Genomic DNA, 19,786 nt, shown 5'->3' on the forward strand with positions numbered 1-19,786 from the left:
GCATATTCGCCGTTGACAGCGGCGCAAAACCAATTCTATTGTCCGCCACCATGAAAACGGCACTCATTCTCGTAGTAGGAAAGCGTATGGGCAAGGCGGTGTAACCGCCGGGCGAAACCCCCCATGCGCAGACACAGGCTCCCTCGGGGGCCTTTTTTATTGCCCGAAACACGACTAAACGACCAGCAATCGCCCGATGGCGGACAATACGGGACCAGACCGATGAGCAGTGGACAGAACGAGCGGCGCGAAATGACCGGTGCCGAAATGGTGGTGCAGGCGTTGAAGGACAATGGCGTCAAGCATGTTTTCGGCTATCCGGGCGGCGCGGTTCTCCCGATCTATGATGAAATCTTCCAGCAGGACGAGGTCGAGCACATCCTCGTCCGTCACGAGCAGGGCGCCGGTCATGCGGCGGAAGGCTATGCGCGCTCGACCGGCAAGGCCGGCGTCATGCTGGTGACATCGGGGCCGGGCGCCACCAACGCGGTCACGCCGCTGCAGGATGCGTTGATGGACTCGATCCCGCTGGTCTGCCTGACCGGGCAGGTGCCGACCTCGCTGATCGGCTCGGACGCCTTCCAGGAGTGCGATACGATCGGCATCACGCGGCCCTGCACCAAGCACAATTGGCTGGTGAAGGACGTCAACGATCTCGCGGCGATCATCCATGAGGCCTTTCACGTCGCGACGACAGGACGCCCCGGTCCGGTCGTCGTCGATATCCCGAAGGACGTGCAGTTCGCCAAGGGCATCTATGTGCCGCCGCAGACGGCGCCGCGCACCAGCTATCAGCCCAAGGTCCAGGGCGACCTGGACAAGATCAAGGCGGCGGTCGAGCTGATGGCCAACGCGAAAAGGCCGATCCTCTATACCGGCGGCGGTGTCATCAATTCCGGCCCGGAAGCCAGCCATTTGCTGCGCGAACTGGTCGACCTGACCGGGTTCCCGATCACCTCGACGCTGATGGGCCTTGGCGCCTATCCGGCTTCGGGCAAGAACTGGATGGGCATGCTCGGCATGCACGGCACCTATGAAGCCAACATGGCGATGCATGATTGCGACGTCATGGTCTGCATCGGCGCGCGCTTCGACGACCGCATCACCGGCCGGCTCACCGCGTTCTCGCCGAATTCGAAAAAGATCCATATCGACATCGATCCGTCGTCGATCAACAAGAACGTCCACACCGATGTGCCCATTATCGGCGATGTCGGCCGGGTTCTGGAGGATCTGGTGCGGCTGTGGCGGGCGACCGCCAGGGCCGACAAGAAGGCGCTGCACCCGTGGTGGGAGCAGATCGCGAAATGGCGGGCGCGGGATTCGCTTGCCTACAAGATGAACCACGACGTCATCATGCCGCAATATGCCGTCCAACGGCTCTATGCGCTGACCAAGGACATTGACACCTACATCACCACCGAGGTCGGCCAGCACCAGATGTGGGCGGCGCAGCACTATCATTTCGAGAAGCCGAACCGCTGGATGACCTCCGGCGGGCTCGGCACGATGGGCTACGGCCTGCCGGCGGCGCTCGGCGTGCAGATTGCGCACCCGGATGCGCTGGTCATCGACATTGCCGGCGACGCCTCGGTGCAGATGACGATGCAGGAGATGAGCGCCGCGGTGCAGCACGAGGCGCCGATCAAGATCTTCATCCTCAACAATCAGTATATGGGCATGGTGCGGCAGTGGCAGCAGCTTCTGCACGGCAACCGGCTGTCGCATTCCTACACCGAAGCGATGCCGGATTTCGTCAAGCTCGCCGAAGCCTATGGCGGCCATGGCATCCGCTGCGAGAAGCCGGACGAACTGGACGACGCCATCAAGGAGATGATCTCGGTGAAGAAGCCGGTGATCTTCGACTGCCGGGTCGCCACGCTTGCCAACTGCTTCCCGATGATCCCGTCGGGCAAGGCGCATAACGAGATGCTGCTGCCGGACGAGGCGACCGACGAGGCGGTGGCCAACGCCATCGACGCCAAGGGCAGGGAACTGGTGTAACCCCTGTCGCCCGAGCCGAGGCAGGGCTGTCGGAAGCCGTGTGGAAACAGAAAAACAGCTCAAAGTTTGAAATCGAGATTCATGTCATGAACGCACAGCACCTTCAACCCACCGGTTCCGCCTACTTCATCGCCAAGGAGACGGAAAGACCGGAAATCCACACGCTTTCCGTGCTGGTCGACAATGAGCCGGGCGTGCTTGCCCGGGTCATCGGCCTGTTTTCCGGACGCGGCTACAATATCGAGAGCCTGACCGTTTCCGAAACCGAGCACGAGAAGCATCTGTCACGCATCACCATCGTGACGCGCGGCACGCCGCATGTGCTGGAGCAGATCAAGCACCAACTCGAGCGCATCGTGCCGGTGCACCGTGTCGTCGACCTCACCGTGCGCTCGCACGAGCTCGGCCAGGAACGGCCGCTGGAGCGGGAACTCGCGCTGGTGAAAGTGGCCGGCACCGGCGAGGGCCGCGTCGAGGCGCTGAGGCTGGCCGATGCCTTCCGGGCCAGCGTCATCGACGCCAACACCGAGCATTTCATTTTCGAGATCACCGGCAAGGGCTCCAAGATCGACCAGTTCATCGCCATCATGAAGCCGCTCGGCCTGGTCGAGATCTGCCGCACCGGCGTGGCGGCGATGAATCGCGGCCCGCAAGGGATGTGATCATCCGGCGCTTTGGGTCCAGTGCTCTGGCACCGCCTGTATTTATTCTGTCGGCTTGATCCTGACCTTCTGGCCCGGCTGCCGCCGTGAGCTGGCCTTTGTGCGTCTGAGGTAAAAGGACAATATTGCTGACCTGCTTGGGAGAAGCCAATGACCCTCGATGCGTTCCTTGCCCTGCTGGTCTATGCCTTCGTGACTTCGATCACACCGGGTCCGAACAACTTCATGCTTCTGGCTTCCGGCGTGAATTTCGGTTTTGCCAAAACCATTCCGCACATGCTGGGCATCAGCATCGGCTTCCTCGTGCTGTTGCTTGCCGTCGGCTTCGGTCTTGGCGCGGTGCTGATTGCGTTTCCGGTTCTCGACACTGCATTGAAGATCGCTGGCGGCGTCTATCTGCTCTATCTCGCCTGGAAGATCGCCATGTCGCGTTCGCTCAGCAGCAAGGGCGAGGCCAAGGCGCGACCGATGCGCTTCATCGATGCGGCAGCGTTCCAGTGGGTCAATCCAAAGGCGTGGGTGATGGCGATCACCGCCATGGCCGTCTATGCCGTTCCGGAGCATCCGTTTCTGTCGGTGGCGCTGGTTTCGATAGCCTTCACCGTCGTCAACCTGCCGAGCGTTTCGGTGTGGGCAGGTTTCGGCACGGCGCTGCGCGGTTTTCTGTCGGACCCGGTGCGGCTGAAATGGTTCAACATCGCCATGGGCGTGCTGCTGGCAGCGACGTTGTGGCCGATGCTGCAGTAGCTGCCGTTTTATTGTGCACTGCACATTAAATCTTCGTAATCCCGGGTTTTGGCCCTTTTTTGCCCTCGGCGCCCTCTATCTATTTGGTGAAACCGCGGCACGAGGCTGCGAGTTATACCCAGACATGACCACCGAACCACGGCGTGTCGGATGGAAGGTCTTTGACGATGCGTGGAAAGATCGTGCTGGCGATGCTGGCGGTCGCCTGCCTTGTCGCGGCCGGACTCTATCTTTCGCCCGCGGCAACGGACAAGGTCCGGCAGATGCTGTCAGCGGGTCAGGCGGCGCCTGACAAACCGGCGGCCGCCGCAAATGCCGCACGTGCTACCGCCGTTGTTGCCGCCACCGCTTCGACGGCCGACTTCCCGATCCGGCGCTACGCCATCGGCTTTGTATCCTCCCCTGCCGTGGTCAGCGTGAATGCGCGGATCTCGAGCCAGATCACATCGATCGCCGTCAAGGACGGGCAGATGGTGAAGGCCGGCGACCCTCTGTTCTCGCTGGACGACCGCGCGCTGAAGGCGCAACTGGCCCGTGACCAGGCGACGCTCGCCAAGGACCAGGCGCTGCTTGCCAGTGCGACGGCCGATCTTGAGCGGGCCAGGGCTCTTGTCGCCAGGCAGGCCGGCACGCAGCAGACCTATGACCAGGCGATCGCCGCGCAGAAGTCCGCCGCGGCCACGGTCGATGCCGACAGAGCAACGATCGATGCGGACGAGGTCCAACTCAGCTTTGCCACGATCACGGCGCCGATTTCCGGCAGGCTGGGTGCGATCAGCGTCGCGATCGGCGATCTCGTCACCACCAACAGCGGCAGCAGCACGTCGGCCCCGCTGGTGACCATCACCCAGATGGACCCGTTGCGGGTGGACTTCAATCTTCCGGAAAGCGATCTTGCCCTTTTGCACAAAGCGCTGGCGGCGCCGGGGCAAGCCGCAGTCACGCTGACCAGGGACGGCGACCCGACCCCGATCGGCAAGGGGACCCTCGATTTCGTCGATTCCAGCGTCGACACCGCCTCCGGCACGATCGCAACGCGGGCCAGCGTGCCCAACCCCGATCTTTCGCTGTGGCCGGGCCAATATGTCAATGTCGTGCTCGATGCCGGCATCATGCCGCAAATGACGTCGGTTCCCACGGTTGCGGTGCAGCCTAGCCAGAAGGGGCCGTTCGTCTATGTGATCAAGCCCGACAACACGGTGGAGGTGCGGCCCGTCCAGGTCGCACTGACCGAAGGCGACAACAGCGCTATCGGCAAGGGGCTGAAAAGCGGCGAAAATGTCGTCGTCGAAGGCCAGGCAAAGCTGAAGGACGGCGCGCCGGTCCGCGAACGCGAGGCCGGTGATCTGGCGTCTCCCAGGGTTGCCGAGGCTGGCAAGGCGGGCGGGACGCGGCCATGATCTCCGAATTCTGCATCCGCAGGCCTGTCGCCACCCTGCTCATGTCGTTTGCGCTCGTGCTGGGCGGGCTGTTCGCTTACAAGTTCCTGCCGGTGGCCGCTCTGCCGAGCGCCGAGTTTCCGGTGGTCAACGTCTCGGCCTCGCTGCCCGGCGCCTCGCCGGAAACCATGGCGACCTCGGTGGCAACGCCGCTGATCAAGCAGTTCACCACCATCGCCGGCATCGATTCGATCTCGACCACCAACGCGCTCGGCTCGACCTCGATCGCCATCCAGTTCGTGCTCAACCGCGATATCGATGCGGCCGCCGCCGACGTGCAGGCGGCGATCGCGCGAACGCAGCGGCAATTGCCGCCCGAGATGACCAGCCCGCCGAGCTATCGCAAGGTCAATCCGGCCGATGCGCCGATCCTGCTGATGTCGCTGGTCAGCGATACGGTTCCGCTGACAGATCTCGATGCCTTTGCCGAGAATGTGATCTCGCCGTCGCTGTCGACGATCGAAGGCGTGGCGCAGGTCTCGATCTTCGGCCAGCAGAAATACGCGGTGCGCGTCCAGATCGATCCGACGGCACTCGCCGCACGAGGCATTTCGATCGACCAGCTGCAGACGGCGATCGCCTCGGCCAACAGCAACACGCCGCTCGGCGTGCTGCAGAACGACAAGCAGCAGCTGACGATCACCGCCAATACCCAACTGAACAACGCGGCGGGATTTTCCAACATCATCATAGCCACCAGGAACGGCCGTCCGGTCCGGCTCGGCGAGGTCACCCGCGTCATCGATTCGGTCGAGACCACGACGACGGCAAGCTGGTACGACGGCACCCGCGCGATCATCATGGCGGTGCAGCGTCAGCCCGATGCCAACACCGTCGACGTTGTCGACCGGGTCAAGGCGATGCTGCCGTCCTTCCAGGATCAGATGCCGGCGGCGGCCAGCATCCGGTTGCTCAACGACCGCTCGACGTCGATCCGCGAGGCGGTCGACGACGTGCAGGTCACGCTGCTGCTCACCATCGCGCTGGTGGTGATGGTGATCTTCCTGTTCCTGCGCCGGGTAACGGCGACGATCATCCCGGCGGTGGCGGTGCCGATCTCGCTGATCGCCACGCTCGGCGCCATGTTCCTGTTCGGCTTTTCCATCGACAACATCTCGCTGATGGGGCTGACGCTGGCGGTCGGTCTTGTCGTCGACGACGCGATCGTCATGCTGGAGAACATTTTTCGCCACATGGAGGAGGAGGGGCTCTCGGCCTTCGACGCGGCACTCAAGGGTGCGCGCGAAATCGGCTTCACCATTATTTCGATCTCGATCTCGCTGGTCGCTGTGTTCATCCCCGTGCTTTTGATGGGCGGCGTGATCGGCCGCATCTTCAACGAATTCGCGGTGGTGGTGACGGTCGCCATCCTGGCCTCGATGTTCGTGTCGCTGACGCTGACGCCGATGCTGTGCTCGCGGCTCTTGTCGGTTTCGAGGGCTGAGCGCGAAGCAGCGCAGGGCGAAGGTCACAGGCACAATTTCTTCATGCGGGGTTATGACTGGCTGCTGACAGTTTGCCTGCGGCACAGGTTCCTGGTTCTTCTCGTCTTCATTGGCACGGCCGCACTGTCGGCCTGGCTGATCCAGACCTCGCCGAAGGGCTTCTTTCCGCAGGAGGATATCGGCCAGATTTCGGTGACGACCACCGCGCGCCAGGACATCTCGTTCGACGCCATGGTGAAGCTGCAGGGGCAAGTGGCTGATGTCTTTACCCATTCACCCTATGTCTCGCATGTCGGGTGGTCGGTGGGCAGCGGCGACAACGCACTCAACCAGGGCCGGCTCTATGTGCAGTTGAAGGACAAGGGCCAACGCCCCGACATCGACAAGGTGCTCTCGGATCTGCGGCGGCAGCTGGCCAATGTCCCCGGCATCGAAACCTTCATGCAGCCGGTGCAGAACCTGCGGCTCGGCGCGCGCGCTTCGGCCAGCGCCTATCAGCTCGTCGTGCAGGGCCTCGACATCGGCGCGGCGGACAGCTGGGCGCAGAAGCTCACCGACGCGATGGCCGCCGACCGTAGTGCCTTCACCGACGTCACCAATGACTTGCAGAACAACGCCCTGCAGGCGTCGCTGGTGGTCGACCGCGACAAGGCGGCGACGCTCGGCGTCGACACCGATACGTTGCGCTCCAGCCTCTATGGCGGTTTCGGCACCGAGCAGGTCTCGACCATCTTCGGTTCGGCCGACAGCTACGAGGTGATCATGGAGCTCGACCCGAGGATCGAGTGGTCGCCGGAAAGGATGCTGGCGATCAAGGTGAGGACGGCCGGCGGCAGCCTGGTGCCGCTCGGCGCCTTTGCCCGCGTCGATCGGACCGCCGGCGCCTTGACCGTCAATCAGCTCGGCCAGCTTCCGGCGGTGACCATTTCCTACAACCTGCCGCAGGGCGTCGCGCTCGGCGACAGCGTGAGCCGCATCGATGCGCTGAAGGAGAAGATCGGCATGCCGGCGACGATCTCGACCACTTTTTCGGGCACGGCGAAAATTTTTCAGGACTCGCTTGCGAACCAGGGCCTGCTGATCGCCGGCGCGATCCTGACCATCTATATCGTCCTCGGCATCCTCTACGAGAGTTTTATCCATCCGCTCACCATCCTGACCGGACTGCCGTCGGCGGTGCTCGGCGCGCTTGTTGCACTGCGGCTTGCGGGGATGGACCTGTCGGTGATCGCGGTCATCGGTATCCTGATGCTGATCGGCATCGTCAAGAAGAACGGCATCATGATGATCGACGTCGCGCTCGAACTCAGGCGCGAGGGGATGTCGCCGCTCGAGTCCATTCACAAGGCCTGCCTAATGCGCTTCCGGCCGATCATGATGACGACGCTGGCGGCACTGATGGGCACGATCCCGATCGCGCTCGGCACCGGCGCCAGCGCCGAACTGCGCCAGCCGCTCGGCGTGGCGGTGGTCGGCGGCCTCGTCGCTTCGCAAGCGCTGACGCTGTTCGTCACGCCGGTCATCTATGTCTACATGGAGCATTTTTCGGGCTGGCTTGTCGGGCTGTGGCCGAAGCGCCGGCACGAGCAGCCACCTGTCGAGGCCGTCGACCAGCCGTCGCTGTTCGAGAACGGAGAAGCGTTGCAGGGCGAGCCGCACAAGGCGGCGGCCGAATAGAAGCCGACGGGCTGGCCCAAGCCGTGGCGCTTGCGGTGGAACGCTTGCAGCCTTAATTTACGGCCATGTCCCACGATCATGATCACGACAGCGAGCTTGATCCTTTTGCCGCCCGGGTGCGCGCACTGGAGACGATCCTCACCCAGAAGGGGCTGATCGATCCGGCCGCGATCGACGTGATCGTCGACACCTATGAGACAAAGATCGGTCCGCGCAACGGCGCCAAGGTGGTGGCGAAGGCGTGGGTCGAGCCGGACTTTGCCGTTTTGCTGAAACGCGACGCGAGGGCGGCGATCGGCTCGCTCGGCTACACCGGGCGGCAGGGCGAGCACATGCAGGCCGTGTTCAACACGCCGGACACGCACAACCTCGTCGTCTGCACGCTGTGCTCCTGCTACCCGTGGTCGGTGCTCGGCCTGCCGCCGGTCTGGTACAAGGCGCCGCCCTATCGTTCGCGCGCGGTCATCGATCCGCGCGGCGTGCTCGAGGAATTCGGGCTGACCTTGCCGGCAACGACAAAGATCCGGGTGTGGGATTCTACCGCCGAGCTGCGTTACCTGGTCGTGCCGATGCGGCCGAAGGGCACCGACAGCTGGAGCGAGGAGCGGCTGGCGGATCTGGTGACGCGCGACGCGATGATCGGCACCGGACTGGCGCGGGAGCCGGCATGAACGGGCCGCAGGATCTCGGCGGGCAGATGGGGTTCGGGCCGGTCGCACCCGAAAAGGACGAGCCCTGTTTCCATGCCGCCTGGGAAAGGCGGGCGCTTGGCGTGACCTTGTGCGCGGGCGCCATGGGCGCCTGGACCATCGACGAGAGCCGGCATGCGCGGGAATTGCTGCATCCCGCCGACTATTATGGCTCGAGCTATTATGAGATCTGGATCAAGGCGCTCGAAACCTTGCTAAAGCGGCACGGCTTCGTCAGCGACCGCGATCTGGCCGCGGGCAAGGCGGTCGACCCTGCCGCGACGCCAAAGCGGGTGCTGAAGGCCGAAAACGTGCCTGATGTGTTGGCCAAGGGCGGCCCATGCGACCGGCCGATCGCCGCGCCGGCCCGGTTCAAGGCAGGCGATATGGTGCGGACGAAGAATTTCCATCCGACCGGCCACACAAGGTTGCCACGCTACGCACGCGGCAAGCAGGGAACGATCGAGGCGGTGCGCGCTGGTTTTGTCTTCCCTGACACCAATGCACATGGCCATGGCGAAAACCCGCAATGGGTCTATACGGTGGTTTTTGACGGCGCCGAGATCTGGGGCGAGGGCGCCGACCCGACGCTGACCGTGTCGATCGATGCCTGGGAGAGCTATCTTGAGCCGGCGTGACGCGAAGTCAGCCACCGCCACGCTGCCGGCGGATGCGCAGGCATTCGCCGAGCCGTGGCAGGCGGAAGCCTTCGCCATGACGGTCGCGCTGCACGACAGCGGCCTGTTCTCCTGGAGCGAATGGGCGGACGCCTTGTCCGCCGAGGTCAAGCAGCCTGGTGCCGCAAGCGATGGCCACGATTATTACGAGCACTGGCTGGCGGCGCTGGAAAATTTGCTGTCGGCAAAAGGGGTTGCCGGCAAGGGCGACGTAGATGCGCTCGCTGCCGCCTGGGAACGCGCCGCGCATGCAACGCCGCACGGCAAGCCGATCCTGCTCGAGAACGATCCCAGCCCGGCAGAAGGTCGTGGCGGCCCGACCGAAGGTCGTGGCGGCCCGACCGAAGGTCGTGGCGGAACGGCCGGCTAGACCGTCTCGAATCATGCTTGTTCTCTTTACGTTCTGATCCTTGCCTGTTAAATTGCGCGGTGCGGCCGGCCGCCGATGATCGTTGGCGGCCTTGTCTTTCCCTCGCGAATCCGGTCTCTCGCGCTGATGGAATTCTCTCCTCAACAGGACGATGCGCTAAAAGCGGTCGCCACCTGGCTCAAGACCGGAAAGCCGCAGCTGTTCCGGCTGTTCGGCTATGCCGGCACCGGCAAGACGACGCTGGCGCGCTATTTCGCCGAGCATGTCGACGGCCAGGTGCAGTTCGCTGCCTTCACCGGCAAGGCGGCGCAGGTGCTGCGTTCCAAGGGCGCGGTCAATGCCCGCACCATCCATTCGCTGATCTATCGGCCGAAGGGCGAGGAGACGGTTTCGGACGAGGTGACCGGCAAGACTTCGATGTCGCCGACCTTTTCGCTCAACCGGCAAAGCCCGATCTCGCGGGCCAAGCTCGTCGTCATCGACGAATGCTCGATGGTCGACGAGCAGCTTGGCCGCGACCTGTTGAGTTTCGGCACGCCAATCCTGGTTCTCGGCGATCCCGGCCAGTTGCCGCCGATCTCGGGCGGCGGCTTCTTCACCGAGCATGAACCGGATATTCTGCTCACCGAGATCCACCGGCAGGCGCGCGACAACCCGATCATCCGGCTGGCGCTCGACGTGCGCGAGGGCCGCGAATTCATGCGCGGCGACTATGGCGCGGCGCAGGTGATCGGCAAGGAAGACGTCACCCAGGAGCTGGTGCTGAAGGCGGACCAGGTGCTGGTCGGCACCAACAGGACGCGGCGTCGCTATAATCAGCGGTTGCGCGAGCTGAAGGGGTTCAATGCCGACTATCCACAGGCCGGCGACAAGCTCGTCTGCCTGCGCAACGACCCGGCCAAGGGACTGCTCAACGGTTCGCTGTGGAAGGTGATGACCTCGTCGCGCGAGACGGTGAAACCCGGCATCAATCTGCTGGTCTCCCCGGAGGAGGACGATCCGGACCGCGGCGTCGCCAAGATCAAGCTGCTCAAAGCGGCGTTCGAGGACCCGGACGCCGACATTCCCTGGCAGCAGAAAAAACGCTTCGACGATTTCGACTATGGCTACGCGCTGACCGTGCACAAGGCGCAAGGCTCGCAGTGGAACGAGATCGTGCTTTTCGACGAAAGTTGGGCGTTCAAGGAAACCCGCCAGCGCTGGCTCTACACGGCAATCACGCGGGCGGCGGAACGGCTAACGATCGTCAGATAGGCCGGTCGAGCAGCTCCCATGGACCAGGAATCTGGGACTGGCACGGGGTCGACCTGCGTCAGCGTGGGGCCAGCGGTCTGGCGTCGAGCCATTCCCAGGCGGATGCTTCGTCCTTTGCCTCGAAATGCCTGAGCTCGACAGGCGAGGAGGCAGGCAGCAAGCTCTGCGCGCTGGGTACCCAGTTCGGCTCGCCGAGCGCAGCGCAGCGGCCGACATGCTCCACGGCATGGGCCGTGCCCTGTTCAAGCGTTTGGTCCGACACATCGGCCCAATCGACGCCTTCATGGTCGATCAGGCGCACCAGCACGTCGATTTTCGGGTGCAGCGCGTAGGCGGCCTCCAGCAATCCGAACAGGTTTTCGGCGTCGGCCGCCGTGACATGGCCGACGACGTCGATGGCGAACAGGTCGTCGCGGTCGGTGTCGATGCGGCGAACCGCCGGCACGTCTTCAAGATAATTCACGGGTCTTCCTCTTGCTGGATATTATCCGTCCCTCTGGAACACCGCAAACCCCCTGTCTGTTCCCGCCAAAGGCGGTATAGATGGCCGCGATTTAATCCGGACCCGAGAAGCCATGCCTGCAAAACTCTCCGTCAATCTCAATGCCATCGCCATGCTGCGCAACCGGCGCGACCTGCCGTGGCCAAGCCTCATCGGGCTCGGGCGCCTGGCGCTGGCCGCGGGCGCGCATGGCCTGACCGTGCATCCGCGGCCCGACGAGCGACACACCAGGCATTCCGACCTGCCGGAGATCAGGGCGCTGATCGACGACGAATTCCCCAAGGCAGAGTTCAACATCGAGGGCTATCCAAGCGAGGATTTCCTGGCGCTTGTAGAAAAGCACCAGCCGGAGCAGGTGACGCTGGTGCCCGACGACCCTGCCCAGGCCACCTCCGACCATGGCTGGAACTTTGCCGCCGAGGCGGCGTTCCTGACACCGATCGTCAAACGGCTGAAAAAGGGAGGCTTTCGCGTGTCGTTGTTTTCCGACCCGGATCCGTCAGGCATGAACGCCGCGCGCGACACCGGCGCCGACCGGATCGAGCTCTACACGGGGCCGTATGGCAGCTTTCATTCCGATTCGGCAAAAGCGGCGAATGAGCTGGAAAGGTTGGGAAAAACCGCGGATGCAGCACTTGCCGCCGGGCTTCAGGTCAATGCCGGCCACGATCTGGTGGTGAGCAACCTGCCGGCGTTGGCAAAGCGCATCCCGGCATTGGCTGAAGTGTCGATCGGACATGGGTTGACAGCCGATGCGTTGGAGTATGGCATGGCCAATACGGTCAAAAGATTTCTGAAGGCCTGTGGGTGGTAGAGATGGAAGCCTCGCTTTGCGGACATGGCAGCCATCACGTAGGGGCACTTGATATTGCATCGCAGCAAGCGTAGAGCACCGCGCGCTTATCGGAGTGTCGTCCATGGCCCTTACCAACAGTGGTAGTGAGGCAGAACCAGTCGAACAATCCAGCCATCCTGAGGTCGAAAAGCACAGCACCAAGGTCTTGATGCTGGGCGCCCTCGGCGTGGTCTATGGTGATATCGGCACCAGCCCTATCTATGCGCTTCGCGAAGCATTGCATGCTTCGTCCGGCACCGATCCGCGCAGTGCCGTCCTGGGCATTCTGTCGCTGATCGTCTGGGCACTGACGATTATCGTGACCATAAAGTATGTCGCCTTCGTGCTTCGGGCGGATAACAAGGGTGAAGGCGGTACCCTGTCGCTTATGGCGCTGGCCCGGAAAGCCTATCCGGCTGGTTCCGGCATCATTCTTGTCATCGGTCTGTGCGGAGCCGCACTGTTTTTCGGCGACGCGATCATAACGCCGGCCATTTCGGTGCTTTCAGCGGTGGAAGGGCTGAGCGTCGTGACCCCGGCGTTCGATCCATACGTGGTTCCCATTACATTGGTGATTCTTGCCGTCTTGTTCGCCGTGCAGCGCTTCGGGACCGGCAGGGTGGCCTCGGTTTTCGGGCCCGTGACGGCGCTTTGGTTCCTGGCGATCGGCATTGCCGGATTGGTGCACATTAGCGATGATCCGTCGGTGCTTTTGGCAATCAACCCCTACTATGCAGTCGCCTATCTTGCCGAAGCCAAAGCGGGTGCGTTTCTCACCGTCGGTGCGGTTTTTCTGGCGGTTACCGGTGCCGAAGCGCTTTACGTCGATCTCGGCCACTTTGGTCGCCGCCCAATCGTGCTGGCCTGGTTCTGGATCGTCTTTCCCTGCCTGCTGCTCAGCTATTTTGGGCAAGGCGCATTCGTTCTTGCTCATGGCGGCGTGCCCGACAATCCGTTCTTCCAGATGCTGCCGGAGTGGGCACTGATACCGATGGTCGGGCTCGCAACAGCAGCGACTGTCATCGCCAGTCAAGCCGTTATCTCCGGGGCGTTTTCGCTGACCCGGCAAGCGGTGCAGCTCAATCTTCTGCCCAGGATCGAAGTTCAGCATACTTCCGAGATGCAGCTTGGCCAGATTTACATGCCGCGCGTGAACCTTATTCTCGCGCTCGGCGTGATGCTGCTGGTCGTCGGCTTTGGCAGTTCGAGTTCGCTGGCTTCCGCCTATGGGATTTCGGTGACAGGCGAGATGCTGATGACCACGATCTTGCTGTTCGTGGTGATGCGGTGGCAATGGAAATGGCAGACCGCGCTGGCTGCGGCGCTGGCGCTGCTGTTTGGCACGATAGACACCGGCTTCTTCCTGGCAAACATCGTGAAATTCGTGGAAGGCGGATGGGTTTCAATCGCCGTGGCCTGCATCATGGGGCTGATCATGGGGACCTGGATACGCGGCAGCCGCTATCTGTTCGACAAGACGCGCAGGAACGAGATTCCGCTCGATTTCCTTGCTGCCAATCTGTTGAAAAAGAAACCGCAGCTGGTGTCCGGCACGGCGGTGTTCCTGACCAGCGATCCGGTCAGCGCGCCGACCGCGCTGATGCACAGCCTGAAGCACTACAAGGTGCTGCACGAACAGAACGTCATCCTCTCGGTGGTGACGGCGCAGCAGCCTGTGGTGCCCGACAGCGACCGGGTCAAGATGGAAACCATCAACGATCTGTTCATGCGGGTGACACTGACCTTCGGCTACATGGAACAGCCCAACATCCCGCGTGCGCTGGCGATCTGCCGCAAGCAGGGCTGGAAGTTCGACATCATGACGACATCCTTCTTCCTGTCGCGGCGCTCGCTCAAGGCGTCACCCAACTCCGGCATGCCGGTGTGGCAGGACAAGCTGTTCATCGGCTTGGCGCGCACGGCAGCCGATGCGACGGAGTATTTCCAGATCCCGACTGGACGTGTGGTCGAGATCGGAACGCAGGTGGCTATCTAGACCAAAGGCCGTGCCTGTCGAAAGGCACGGCCTTTGTCAGAAACTCTGCGGCCTTCAGCCGGCCAGCGCTGCCTTGTTCGCTTCAAGAAACTGCTTCAGCGATTGCGGCTTCCTGCCCGACAGTGTCTCGATCGCGTCGGTCACCATGCCGATGCGGCCGGAGCGCGTGTTGGTGTCGAAAGACGTGACGATTGGGGCAAAGCCCTCGGGAACGCCGGCAGCCTTCAGGCCCTCGGTCAACGCCTCGTCCGAAAGCTGGACGACCTCGATCGGCTTTCCGGTGACGTCGGTCACCAGGGCCGCGATCTCGGCGACGGTATGGGCCTGCGGACCGGTCAGCGTGTATGTCGTGCTTTCGCTGGCGCCTGAGGCAAGACCGGCAGCGATCGCCGCGGCCATGTCGTCGCGAGCGCCATGGGCGATGCGGCCGTCGGCCGCGGATGTATACCAGTGTCCCGAGGCAATGGCGTGCGGCAGCGACATGAACAGGTTCTCCTGATACCAGCCGTTGCGGAAAATCGTGTAGGGGATGCCGCTCGCCTTGATCGCCTGCTCGGTCCCGTAGTGATCGCCCGCAAACAGCACCGGCGATCCCGGCTCAGGATTGGGCATCGAGGTGTAGAGCAGATGCGAAACGCCGGCCTGCCTCGCGGCTGCGACGGCATTCTCATGCTGCTTGAGCCGCTTGCCCCGAAGATCGAGCTCGCTGGTCGAGATGATCAGGACCCGGCCGGCGCCCTTGAATGCTTCGACAAGCGACGCCGTGTCATCGAAATCGGCTTGCCTGATGATGACGCCGCGCGCTGCCAGCTCGGCGAGGTTTTCCGGATTGCGGGTGGCGGCGATGATCCGTGCGGGCGGAACCTTGAGCGTGTCCAGCAGATGATCGACGACGCCGCGGCCAAGCTGGCCGGAGGCGCCGGTGACGAGAAGGGTATCGGTCATGGGAAGTCCTGTCGTTGCGCCGGAGCGGCGGGTGCTTATATAAGTCTCAAAAAGAGACCAGCACTAAAATAGGAATTGACCGACCCTCGTAAAGAAGGCAGTTTTGCGGGAGGTAGGCAGGCGCAGGGAACCAGCGATGGACAGCAAGGTCGTCAGTCTGAAGTCGAAGCTCGAGATTTACAAAGCGTGCAGCGGCGGCGGCAACCTTGCCGACTGTCCGGTGCGCGACGTGATCCAGGGCATCAGCAACAAATGGAGTTCGCTGCTGATGATGGCGCTGGCCGAAAAGCCGTACCGGTTCGGCGAATTGCGGCGGCTGGTGCCCGACATTTCCCAGCGCATGCTCACCCAGACGCTGCACGATTTGCAGCGCGACGGTTATGTCCATCGCGAGGTCTTCCCGACCAAGCCGCCGAGCGTCGAATACAGTCTGACCGATCTCGGACGCTCGATGTTCGGGCCCCTGCATCAGCTGCTCCAATGGGCCGAGCTCAATCATGGCGCGGTGCGCGCTGCGCGGAACGCTTTCGACGCCGCCGAGACCTGACTCATCGATACCAGGAGCGATGGCTTGATTTGCCGATAGCGCTGAAGGATTGTCCGGCCTGGGCGAGACGATTCGGCGGCAATGGGCAATTCTCTGGACATCGCGATTGCCGGCGCCGGCCCGGCCGGGCTGGCCGCGGCGCTCTATCTGAAGCGTGCCGGGCATCGGGTCACCATCTTCGAGCGCTTCGACGAGCCAAAGCCGGTCGGGTCCGGGCTGATCCTGCAGCCGACCGGGCTGACAGTGCTTGCCGATCTTGGCCTGCTCGACGATATCCTGGCGCTGGGCAGCCGCATCGACCGCCTGCATGGCGCCGATGCGAAAACCGGCCGCACCGTGCTCGACGTCCGCTATGCTGCGCAGCGCGGCAGTCGTTTCGGGCTGGCGGTGCACCGAGCGGCCGTGTTCGGCGTGCTTTTCGGCGCCGTCCAGCGCGAGGCGATCGCCATCGAAACCGGCGTCGAGCTCGAGACGCTGGAAACCGGCGAACGGGCAACGCTGATCTGCGGCAACGGGCGAAGGATAGGGCCGTTCGATTTGGTCGTCGATGCTAGCGGTTCGCGCTCCAGATTGCGGCAGCGCGTAGAGAGCCCGGGTGAACCTCGGCCGCTCGCCTATGGCGCGTTCTGGGCGTCGCTCGGCTGGCGCGGCGACGGTTTCGATGAGCACGCGCTGCTGCAGCGCTACGACAGAGCGAGCGTGATGATCGGCGTGCTGCCGATCGGCAGGCCGGAACCGGGCGCCGAGAAGATGGCGGCGTTCTTCTGGAGCCTGAAGCCGGCGGACGCAGAGCAGGTCAGGGCGACAGGCCTCGACGCCTGGAAGGCGAGGGTGGTTCGGCTGTGGCCCGAATGCGAGGCGTTCACGCGCCAGATCGACAGTTTCGATCAGCTTTCGCTGGCGCGCTACGGCCATCACACCCTCAAGGTGCCGGCCGGACGGCGATGGGCGATCATCGGCGACGCGGCGCATTCGACCAGCCCGCAGCTCGGGCAAGGGGCGAACATGGCGCTGCTCGACGCAGCGGCGCTCAACTATGCGCTCATAGGAACGGATCGTGTCGATACTGCGCTGGAGGTCTATGTCCAGGCGCGGCGATGGCATGTCCGGGTCTTTCAGGCGCTGTCGCTGATGCTGACGCCGTTCTACCAGTCGGATTCGACCGTGATGCCGTTCGTCCGCGACAGGCTGGTGGCGTCGGTGGCAAGAATCCCGCCGGCGCCAAACATCCTTGCCTCGATGGTGGCTGGAACCGTGGTCGATCCGTTCAGGCGGATCGGTATCAAGGAAGCGCAGTGGCCGCCTCGCTGCGGCGGATGAGTTTCGAAAGGTGCGAACCCTTGGCTTGCAGGAATACATGGAGGCGCTGTGGATAGTCCGGGGTGACGGCGTCCTTCACCGACTTGCGTTCGTGCAATCGCTTTCGCCAGGCCTCGACACGCGGCTTTCCGCTCAGCATGCCGAACGCGCCGATCCGATCGAAGGCGTCGAAATAGCGGAAGACTGGCCCATAGACTGCATCGACCAGTGAAAAGCGCTCGCCGGCAAACCATGGCCCAGTCCGGCCAGCCGCCAGTTCCGCTTCGAGACGATCGAACATTGCCGACAGAGTTTCGTTTTCGGCAAGGAAGGCGGCCTCGGTCGGAGCGGAATAGAACCGACCAATGGCGTTGAGAATGGCCGAGCCGAACTCGATCCAGGCGCGATGCCGGGCGCGGGCCAGCGGGTCGGCAGGATGCAGTGGGTTGGCCAGCGTTTCCTCGAGAAATTCGAGGATGACCGCCGATTCGAAGATCACCGTTTCCTCGCCGTCCTGCTGCACGCGCAGCAGCGGCACCTTGCCGAGCGGCGATATCGCCTTGAACCAGGCCGGTTTTTTGGCGAGATCGATGGTGAGGCGTTCGAACGGCACGTCCTTTTCGCAGAGCGAGATCGCCGCGCGCTGTACATAGGGACAAAGGTGGTGGCTGACGAGAACGAGCTTGTCGGTCACCAGGCCGCCCGTCTCCGGGATGTCGGCGATCTCGCAGGTTTCATGTTTCATGGCAGTGCCTTCCGATATAAATGCAGTTGCATCTATATAGATGCATTTGCATCCATTGGCAAGCTTGATGCAATTGCATCTATCGCCTATGCTGCATCATGACGGAGAATCCCTCGCCGGCGGCCATCAAAGCCTGGGCGCGCCTGATGCGCGTTTCGCGCCAGCTGCTGGAACGAGCCGAAGACGCGCTGAAGGACGCCGGCTTGCCGCCGCTTGCCTGGTACGACGTGCTGCATGAGCTTGCCGAAGCCGGCGAGGGCGGCTTGCGGCCGTTCCAGCTGATCGAGCGCACGCTGTTTGCGCAGTACAACGTCTCGCGGCTGCTGGCGCGGCTCGAAGCGGACGGGCTGGTCGAGAAGCTCAGGGTTGCCGATGACGGTCGCGGACAGACGGTCCGCGTCACCGGCAAGGGCCGCGAGATGCGCCGCCGGATGTGGGCCGTCTACGGGCGATCGATTGCCGAGCTGGTCGGCGCCAGGCTCTCCGATGATGACCTGGAAACCTTGTTGGCTCTGCTCGGGCGGCTGCGTCATCCGGCGATGCCGGAGTGATGTGGTCCCGCTGGCGCTGAAGGTCGCTTGCAGCCGTCAGGCACTGCCCCAGAGGAATGCCAGTGCCGCCAGCACGCCAAGCATAACGCGAACCAGATGCAGATTGCCCCATTTGACGATCAGCGCCCTCGCTTGCAGATTGACGGCGGCCGCGTCCATCGCCTCCAGCAACCGGTTTGTCGGCATCATTACGATCAGCGTCCATGGCCATGGCAGGATGATCAGCACCGCCCCCGTGAGATAGGCGAGACTGCCGGTCTGCCATCAGGCAACGACACCAAGAACACAGGCGACGACGGCAATCGACGCCTGCATGGCGGCGCCGCGCTTGTAGGAAGGCTGCCATTCCTGCAGCAGTGCACGGTCGTCGAGGCGAAGCCGCGCCGGTTGCTCGGCAACGCTGATATAAATGGCGGCGCCCGCGAAAGCGGCGGCAACAGTCAATGCAAGCAGGCCGACGAGCATTTTTCTCTCCGCGATAAGCCGTACGAGCGGTGGCCGTACGAGCGGTGGCCGTTTCCGGCCTGGAAGTGTCAAAAAGCGGAGATAGGGCTTGCCCCGGGTCCGACAATACGTCATAGACGCGCCGAACCGTAACGTACGGTACGGCCCTGGTCGCCGCCGTTATCGAGCAGGAAAAGAGCTTGTTGCAGGCAAGCGTCGACATCGACACCAGCGAAGCGCTGACCGAGCGGCAGAAAGCCGTGCTCGACGCCGCACTTCGCCTGCTGGTCGAGGAGGGCGATCAGTTGACCATGACCGCGGTGGCGCGGCGGGCAAGCTGTTCCAAGGAAACGCTCTACAAATGGTTCGGCGATCGCGACGGGCTGTTGACGGCAATTGTGCAATGGCAGGCCTCCAAGGTGCGGGTGGTGCCGGTCGACGGCAAGGGGCTTACCTTGGCTTCGCTGACGGTGAGCCTCGCACGCTTCGCTTCGGACTGGCTCAAGGTGATTTCGAGCGACACATCGATCGCGCTGAACCGCGTCGCCATTGGCCGTGCCGGGTCGGGGAACGACGATCTTGGCGCCATCGTGCTGGAGAACGGGCGCTTCGCGCTGGCCCGGCGCCTGAAGCCGGTGCTGGAGGCCGGTCGGCAGGCCGGGCTTCTCGAGTTCTCGGATGCCGAAGAGGCATTCCGAACCTTTTTCGGGCTGGTCGCCCGCGACGTGCAGATCCGCCTGCTGCTCGGCGACCGGCTAAAATTGACTGATGCGGCGATCGGCGGCGATGCCGTCCGGGCGACGCAGCAGTTTCTCGCTCTTCACGGAGCAAAAACCGGGCCGCAAGGCCCCTAGAGCCGGATGATTTCAGGTCAAGTCGACCTGAAATCTGAATCCGGCTCTAAATCAAGAGATAGAGCATGATGTCGTCCGAAAACCGCTTCACACTTTTCGGCATC

The 19,786-nt window shown here is 63.2% G+C and carries 18 protein-coding genes and 1 pseudogene; 15 read left to right on the top strand and 4 right to left on the bottom strand.

Translation table 11 applies throughout. The features are described 5' to 3' along the window. The first annotated feature begins 222 nt into the window (after window positions 1-222). The 9 genes from AC0L2V_RS11755 to AC0L2V_RS11795 all read left to right on the top strand — a co-directional run bounded on the left by AC0L2V_RS11755 (window position 223) and on the right by AC0L2V_RS11795 (window position 10,964). Entirely contained in the window at window positions 223-2,004 is a 1,782-nt protein-coding gene (locus AC0L2V_RS11755) for an acetolactate synthase 3 large subunit (RefSeq protein ID WP_473509051.1), read from the top strand. A gap of 86 nt (window positions 2,005-2,090) precedes the next feature. Further along, window positions 2,091-2,666, top strand: coding sequence for an acetolactate synthase small subunit (ilvN, locus tag AC0L2V_RS11760; RefSeq protein ID WP_091594244.1), 576 nt, complete (start codon window positions 2,091-2,093; stop codon window positions 2,664-2,666). 150 nt (window positions 2,667-2,816) lie between these two features. After that, window positions 2,817-3,413 carry a LysE family translocator gene (locus AC0L2V_RS11765; RefSeq protein ID WP_473509049.1) on the top strand — a complete coding sequence of 199 codons (597 nt, stop codon included), beginning with the start codon at window positions 2,817-2,819 and terminating at the stop codon, window positions 3,411-3,413. 167 nt (window positions 3,414-3,580) lie between these two features. Continuing rightward, complete coding sequence (locus AC0L2V_RS11770) at window positions 3,581-4,813, top strand: efflux RND transporter periplasmic adaptor subunit (protein ID WP_473509047.1); 1,233 nt, start codon at window positions 3,581-3,583, stop codon at window positions 4,811-4,813. Next, the gene (locus AC0L2V_RS11775; protein ID WP_473509045.1) at window positions 4,810-7,974 is read left to right on the top strand and encodes an efflux RND transporter permease subunit; all 3,165 of its coding nucleotides are present in this window, start codon (window positions 4,810-4,812) and stop codon (window positions 7,972-7,974) included. The genes AC0L2V_RS11770 and AC0L2V_RS11775 overlap by 4 nt, the downstream gene beginning before the upstream one ends. 65 nt (window positions 7,975-8,039) lie before the next feature. Then, window positions 8,040-8,645 (top strand): nitrile hydratase subunit alpha, encoded by a 606-nt coding sequence (gene nthA / locus AC0L2V_RS11780; protein ID WP_473509043.1) that lies wholly within the window; start codon window positions 8,040-8,042, stop codon window positions 8,643-8,645. Next, window positions 8,642-9,301: a nitrile hydratase subunit beta gene (nthB, locus tag AC0L2V_RS11785; protein ID WP_473509041.1), complete on the top strand. Its 660-nt coding sequence runs from the start codon at window positions 8,642-8,644 to the stop codon at window positions 9,299-9,301. The genes nthA and nthB overlap by 4 nt, the downstream gene beginning before the upstream one ends. Next, window positions 9,288-9,710: a nitrile hydratase accessory protein gene (locus AC0L2V_RS11790; RefSeq protein ID WP_473509039.1), complete on the top strand. Its 423-nt coding sequence runs from the start codon at window positions 9,288-9,290 to the stop codon at window positions 9,708-9,710. The genes nthB and AC0L2V_RS11790 overlap by 14 nt, the downstream gene beginning before the upstream one ends. Window positions 9,711-9,836: 126 nt before the next feature. Further along, window positions 9,837-10,964, top strand: coding sequence for an ATP-dependent DNA helicase (locus tag AC0L2V_RS11795; RefSeq protein WP_473491388.1), 1,128 nt, complete (start codon window positions 9,837-9,839; stop codon window positions 10,962-10,964). A 58-nt stretch (window positions 10,965-11,022) separates the two neighbouring features. Here the strand turns inward: AC0L2V_RS11795 and AC0L2V_RS11800 are convergent, their stop codons facing one another. Then, window positions 11,023-11,427: a SpoIIAA family protein gene (locus tag AC0L2V_RS11800; RefSeq protein WP_473509037.1), complete on the bottom strand. Its 405-nt coding sequence runs from the start codon at window positions 11,425-11,427 to the stop codon at window positions 11,023-11,025. A 112-nt stretch (window positions 11,428-11,539) separates the two neighbouring features. Between AC0L2V_RS11800 and AC0L2V_RS11805 the strand changes: the two genes are divergently transcribed. Then, window positions 11,540-12,280, top strand: a complete 741-nt coding sequence (locus tag AC0L2V_RS11805) for a pyridoxine 5'-phosphate synthase (RefSeq protein ID WP_473509036.1) — start codon at window positions 11,540-11,542, stop codon at window positions 12,278-12,280. A 103-nt stretch (window positions 12,281-12,383) separates the two neighbouring features. Continuing rightward, window positions 12,384-14,297 carry a potassium transporter Kup gene (locus tag AC0L2V_RS11810; protein WP_027154982.1) on the top strand — a complete coding sequence of 638 codons (1,914 nt, stop codon included), beginning with the start codon at window positions 12,384-12,386 and terminating at the stop codon, window positions 14,295-14,297. A 54-nt stretch (window positions 14,298-14,351) separates the two neighbouring features. Here AC0L2V_RS11810 and AC0L2V_RS11815 read toward each other — a convergent pair whose 3' ends face one another. After that, window positions 14,352-15,242: an SDR family oxidoreductase gene (locus tag AC0L2V_RS11815; protein WP_473509034.1), complete on the bottom strand. Its 891-nt coding sequence runs from the start codon at window positions 15,240-15,242 to the stop codon at window positions 14,352-14,354. A 136-nt stretch (window positions 15,243-15,378) separates the two neighbouring features. Between AC0L2V_RS11815 and AC0L2V_RS11820 the strand changes: the two genes are divergently transcribed. Both AC0L2V_RS11820 and AC0L2V_RS11825 read left to right on the top strand, forming a co-directional pair. Next, the gene (locus AC0L2V_RS11820; RefSeq protein ID WP_023798817.1) at window positions 15,379-15,789 is read left to right on the top strand and encodes a winged helix-turn-helix transcriptional regulator; all 411 of its coding nucleotides are present in this window, start codon (window positions 15,379-15,381) and stop codon (window positions 15,787-15,789) included. A gap of 81 nt (window positions 15,790-15,870) precedes the next feature. Then, window positions 15,871-17,109 carry an FAD-dependent oxidoreductase gene (locus AC0L2V_RS11825; RefSeq protein WP_473509032.1) on the top strand — a complete coding sequence of 413 codons (1,239 nt, stop codon included), beginning with the start codon at window positions 15,871-15,873 and terminating at the stop codon, window positions 17,107-17,109. Here the strand turns inward: AC0L2V_RS11825 and AC0L2V_RS11830 are convergent. After that, the gene (locus tag AC0L2V_RS11830) at window positions 17,072-17,833 is read right to left on the bottom strand and encodes a glutathione S-transferase family protein (RefSeq protein WP_473520136.1); all 762 of its coding nucleotides are present in this window, start codon (window positions 17,831-17,833) and stop codon (window positions 17,072-17,074) included. The two genes, AC0L2V_RS11825 and AC0L2V_RS11830, sit on opposite strands and share 38 nt — an antisense overlap. A 98-nt stretch (window positions 17,834-17,931) precedes the next feature. Between AC0L2V_RS11830 and AC0L2V_RS11835 the strand changes: the two genes are divergently transcribed. Then, window positions 17,932-18,384 (top strand): MarR family winged helix-turn-helix transcriptional regulator, encoded by a 453-nt coding sequence (locus AC0L2V_RS11835; RefSeq protein ID WP_473520137.1) that lies wholly within the window; start codon window positions 17,932-17,934, stop codon window positions 18,382-18,384. Window positions 18,385-18,420: 36 nt separating this feature from the next. On the opposite strand, the pseudogene AC0L2V_RS11840 reads toward AC0L2V_RS11835, so the two are convergent. Beyond that, a pseudogene (locus AC0L2V_RS11840) lies at window positions 18,421-18,849 on the bottom strand (anthrone oxygenase family protein). Window positions 18,850-19,028: 179 nt separating this feature from the next. On the opposite strand from AC0L2V_RS11840, the gene AC0L2V_RS11845 reads away from it, so the two are divergent. Then, window positions 19,029-19,682, top strand: coding sequence for a TetR/AcrR family transcriptional regulator (locus tag AC0L2V_RS11845; RefSeq protein ID WP_473509024.1), 654 nt, complete (start codon window positions 19,029-19,031; stop codon window positions 19,680-19,682). Window positions 19,683-19,786 lie beyond the last annotated feature (104 nt).

Source organism: Mesorhizobium sp. WSM4814, from assembly GCF_055811595.1.

Excerpts from the sequence above, each read along its gene's own strand:
- AC0L2V_RS11805 (WP_473509036.1), top strand. The coding sequence starts at position 11,540 with ATGCCTGCAAAACTCTCCGTCAATCTCAATGCCATCGCCATGCTGCGC.
- AC0L2V_RS11770 (WP_473509047.1), top strand. The coding sequence starts at position 3,581 with ATGCGTGGAAAGATCGTGCTGGCGATGCTGGCGGTCGCCTGCCTTGTC.
- AC0L2V_RS11830 (WP_473520136.1), bottom strand. The coding sequence starts at position 17,833 with ATGAAACATGAAACCTGCGAGATCGCCGACATCCCGGAGACGGGCGGC.
- AC0L2V_RS11775 (WP_473509045.1), top strand. The coding sequence starts at position 4,810 with ATGATCTCCGAATTCTGCATCCGCAGGCCTGTCGCCACCCTGCTCATG.
- nthB (WP_473509041.1), top strand. The coding sequence starts at position 8,642 with ATGAACGGGCCGCAGGATCTCGGCGGGCAGATGGGGTTCGGGCCGGTC.
- AC0L2V_RS11795 (WP_473491388.1), top strand. The coding sequence starts at position 9,837 with ATGGAATTCTCTCCTCAACAGGACGATGCGCTAAAAGCGGTCGCCACC.
- AC0L2V_RS11810 (WP_027154982.1), top strand. The coding sequence starts at position 12,384 with ATGGCCCTTACCAACAGTGGTAGTGAGGCAGAACCAGTCGAACAATCC.
- AC0L2V_RS11815 (WP_473509034.1), bottom strand. The coding sequence starts at position 15,242 with ATGACCGATACCCTTCTCGTCACCGGCGCCTCCGGCCAGCTTGGCCGC.
- AC0L2V_RS11835 (WP_473520137.1), top strand. The coding sequence starts at position 17,932 with ATGACGGAGAATCCCTCGCCGGCGGCCATCAAAGCCTGGGCGCGCCTG.
- AC0L2V_RS11765 (WP_473509049.1), top strand. The coding sequence starts at position 2,817 with ATGACCCTCGATGCGTTCCTTGCCCTGCTGGTCTATGCCTTCGTGACT.
- ilvN (WP_091594244.1), top strand. The coding sequence starts at position 2,091 with ATGAACGCACAGCACCTTCAACCCACCGGTTCCGCCTACTTCATCGCC.
- AC0L2V_RS11755 (WP_473509051.1), top strand. The coding sequence starts at position 223 with ATGAGCAGTGGACAGAACGAGCGGCGCGAAATGACCGGTGCCGAAATG.
- AC0L2V_RS11825 (WP_473509032.1), top strand. The coding sequence starts at position 15,871 with ATGGGCAATTCTCTGGACATCGCGATTGCCGGCGCCGGCCCGGCCGGG.
- nthA (WP_473509043.1), top strand. The coding sequence starts at position 8,040 with ATGTCCCACGATCATGATCACGACAGCGAGCTTGATCCTTTTGCCGCC.
- AC0L2V_RS11820 (WP_023798817.1), top strand. The coding sequence starts at position 15,379 with ATGGACAGCAAGGTCGTCAGTCTGAAGTCGAAGCTCGAGATTTACAAA.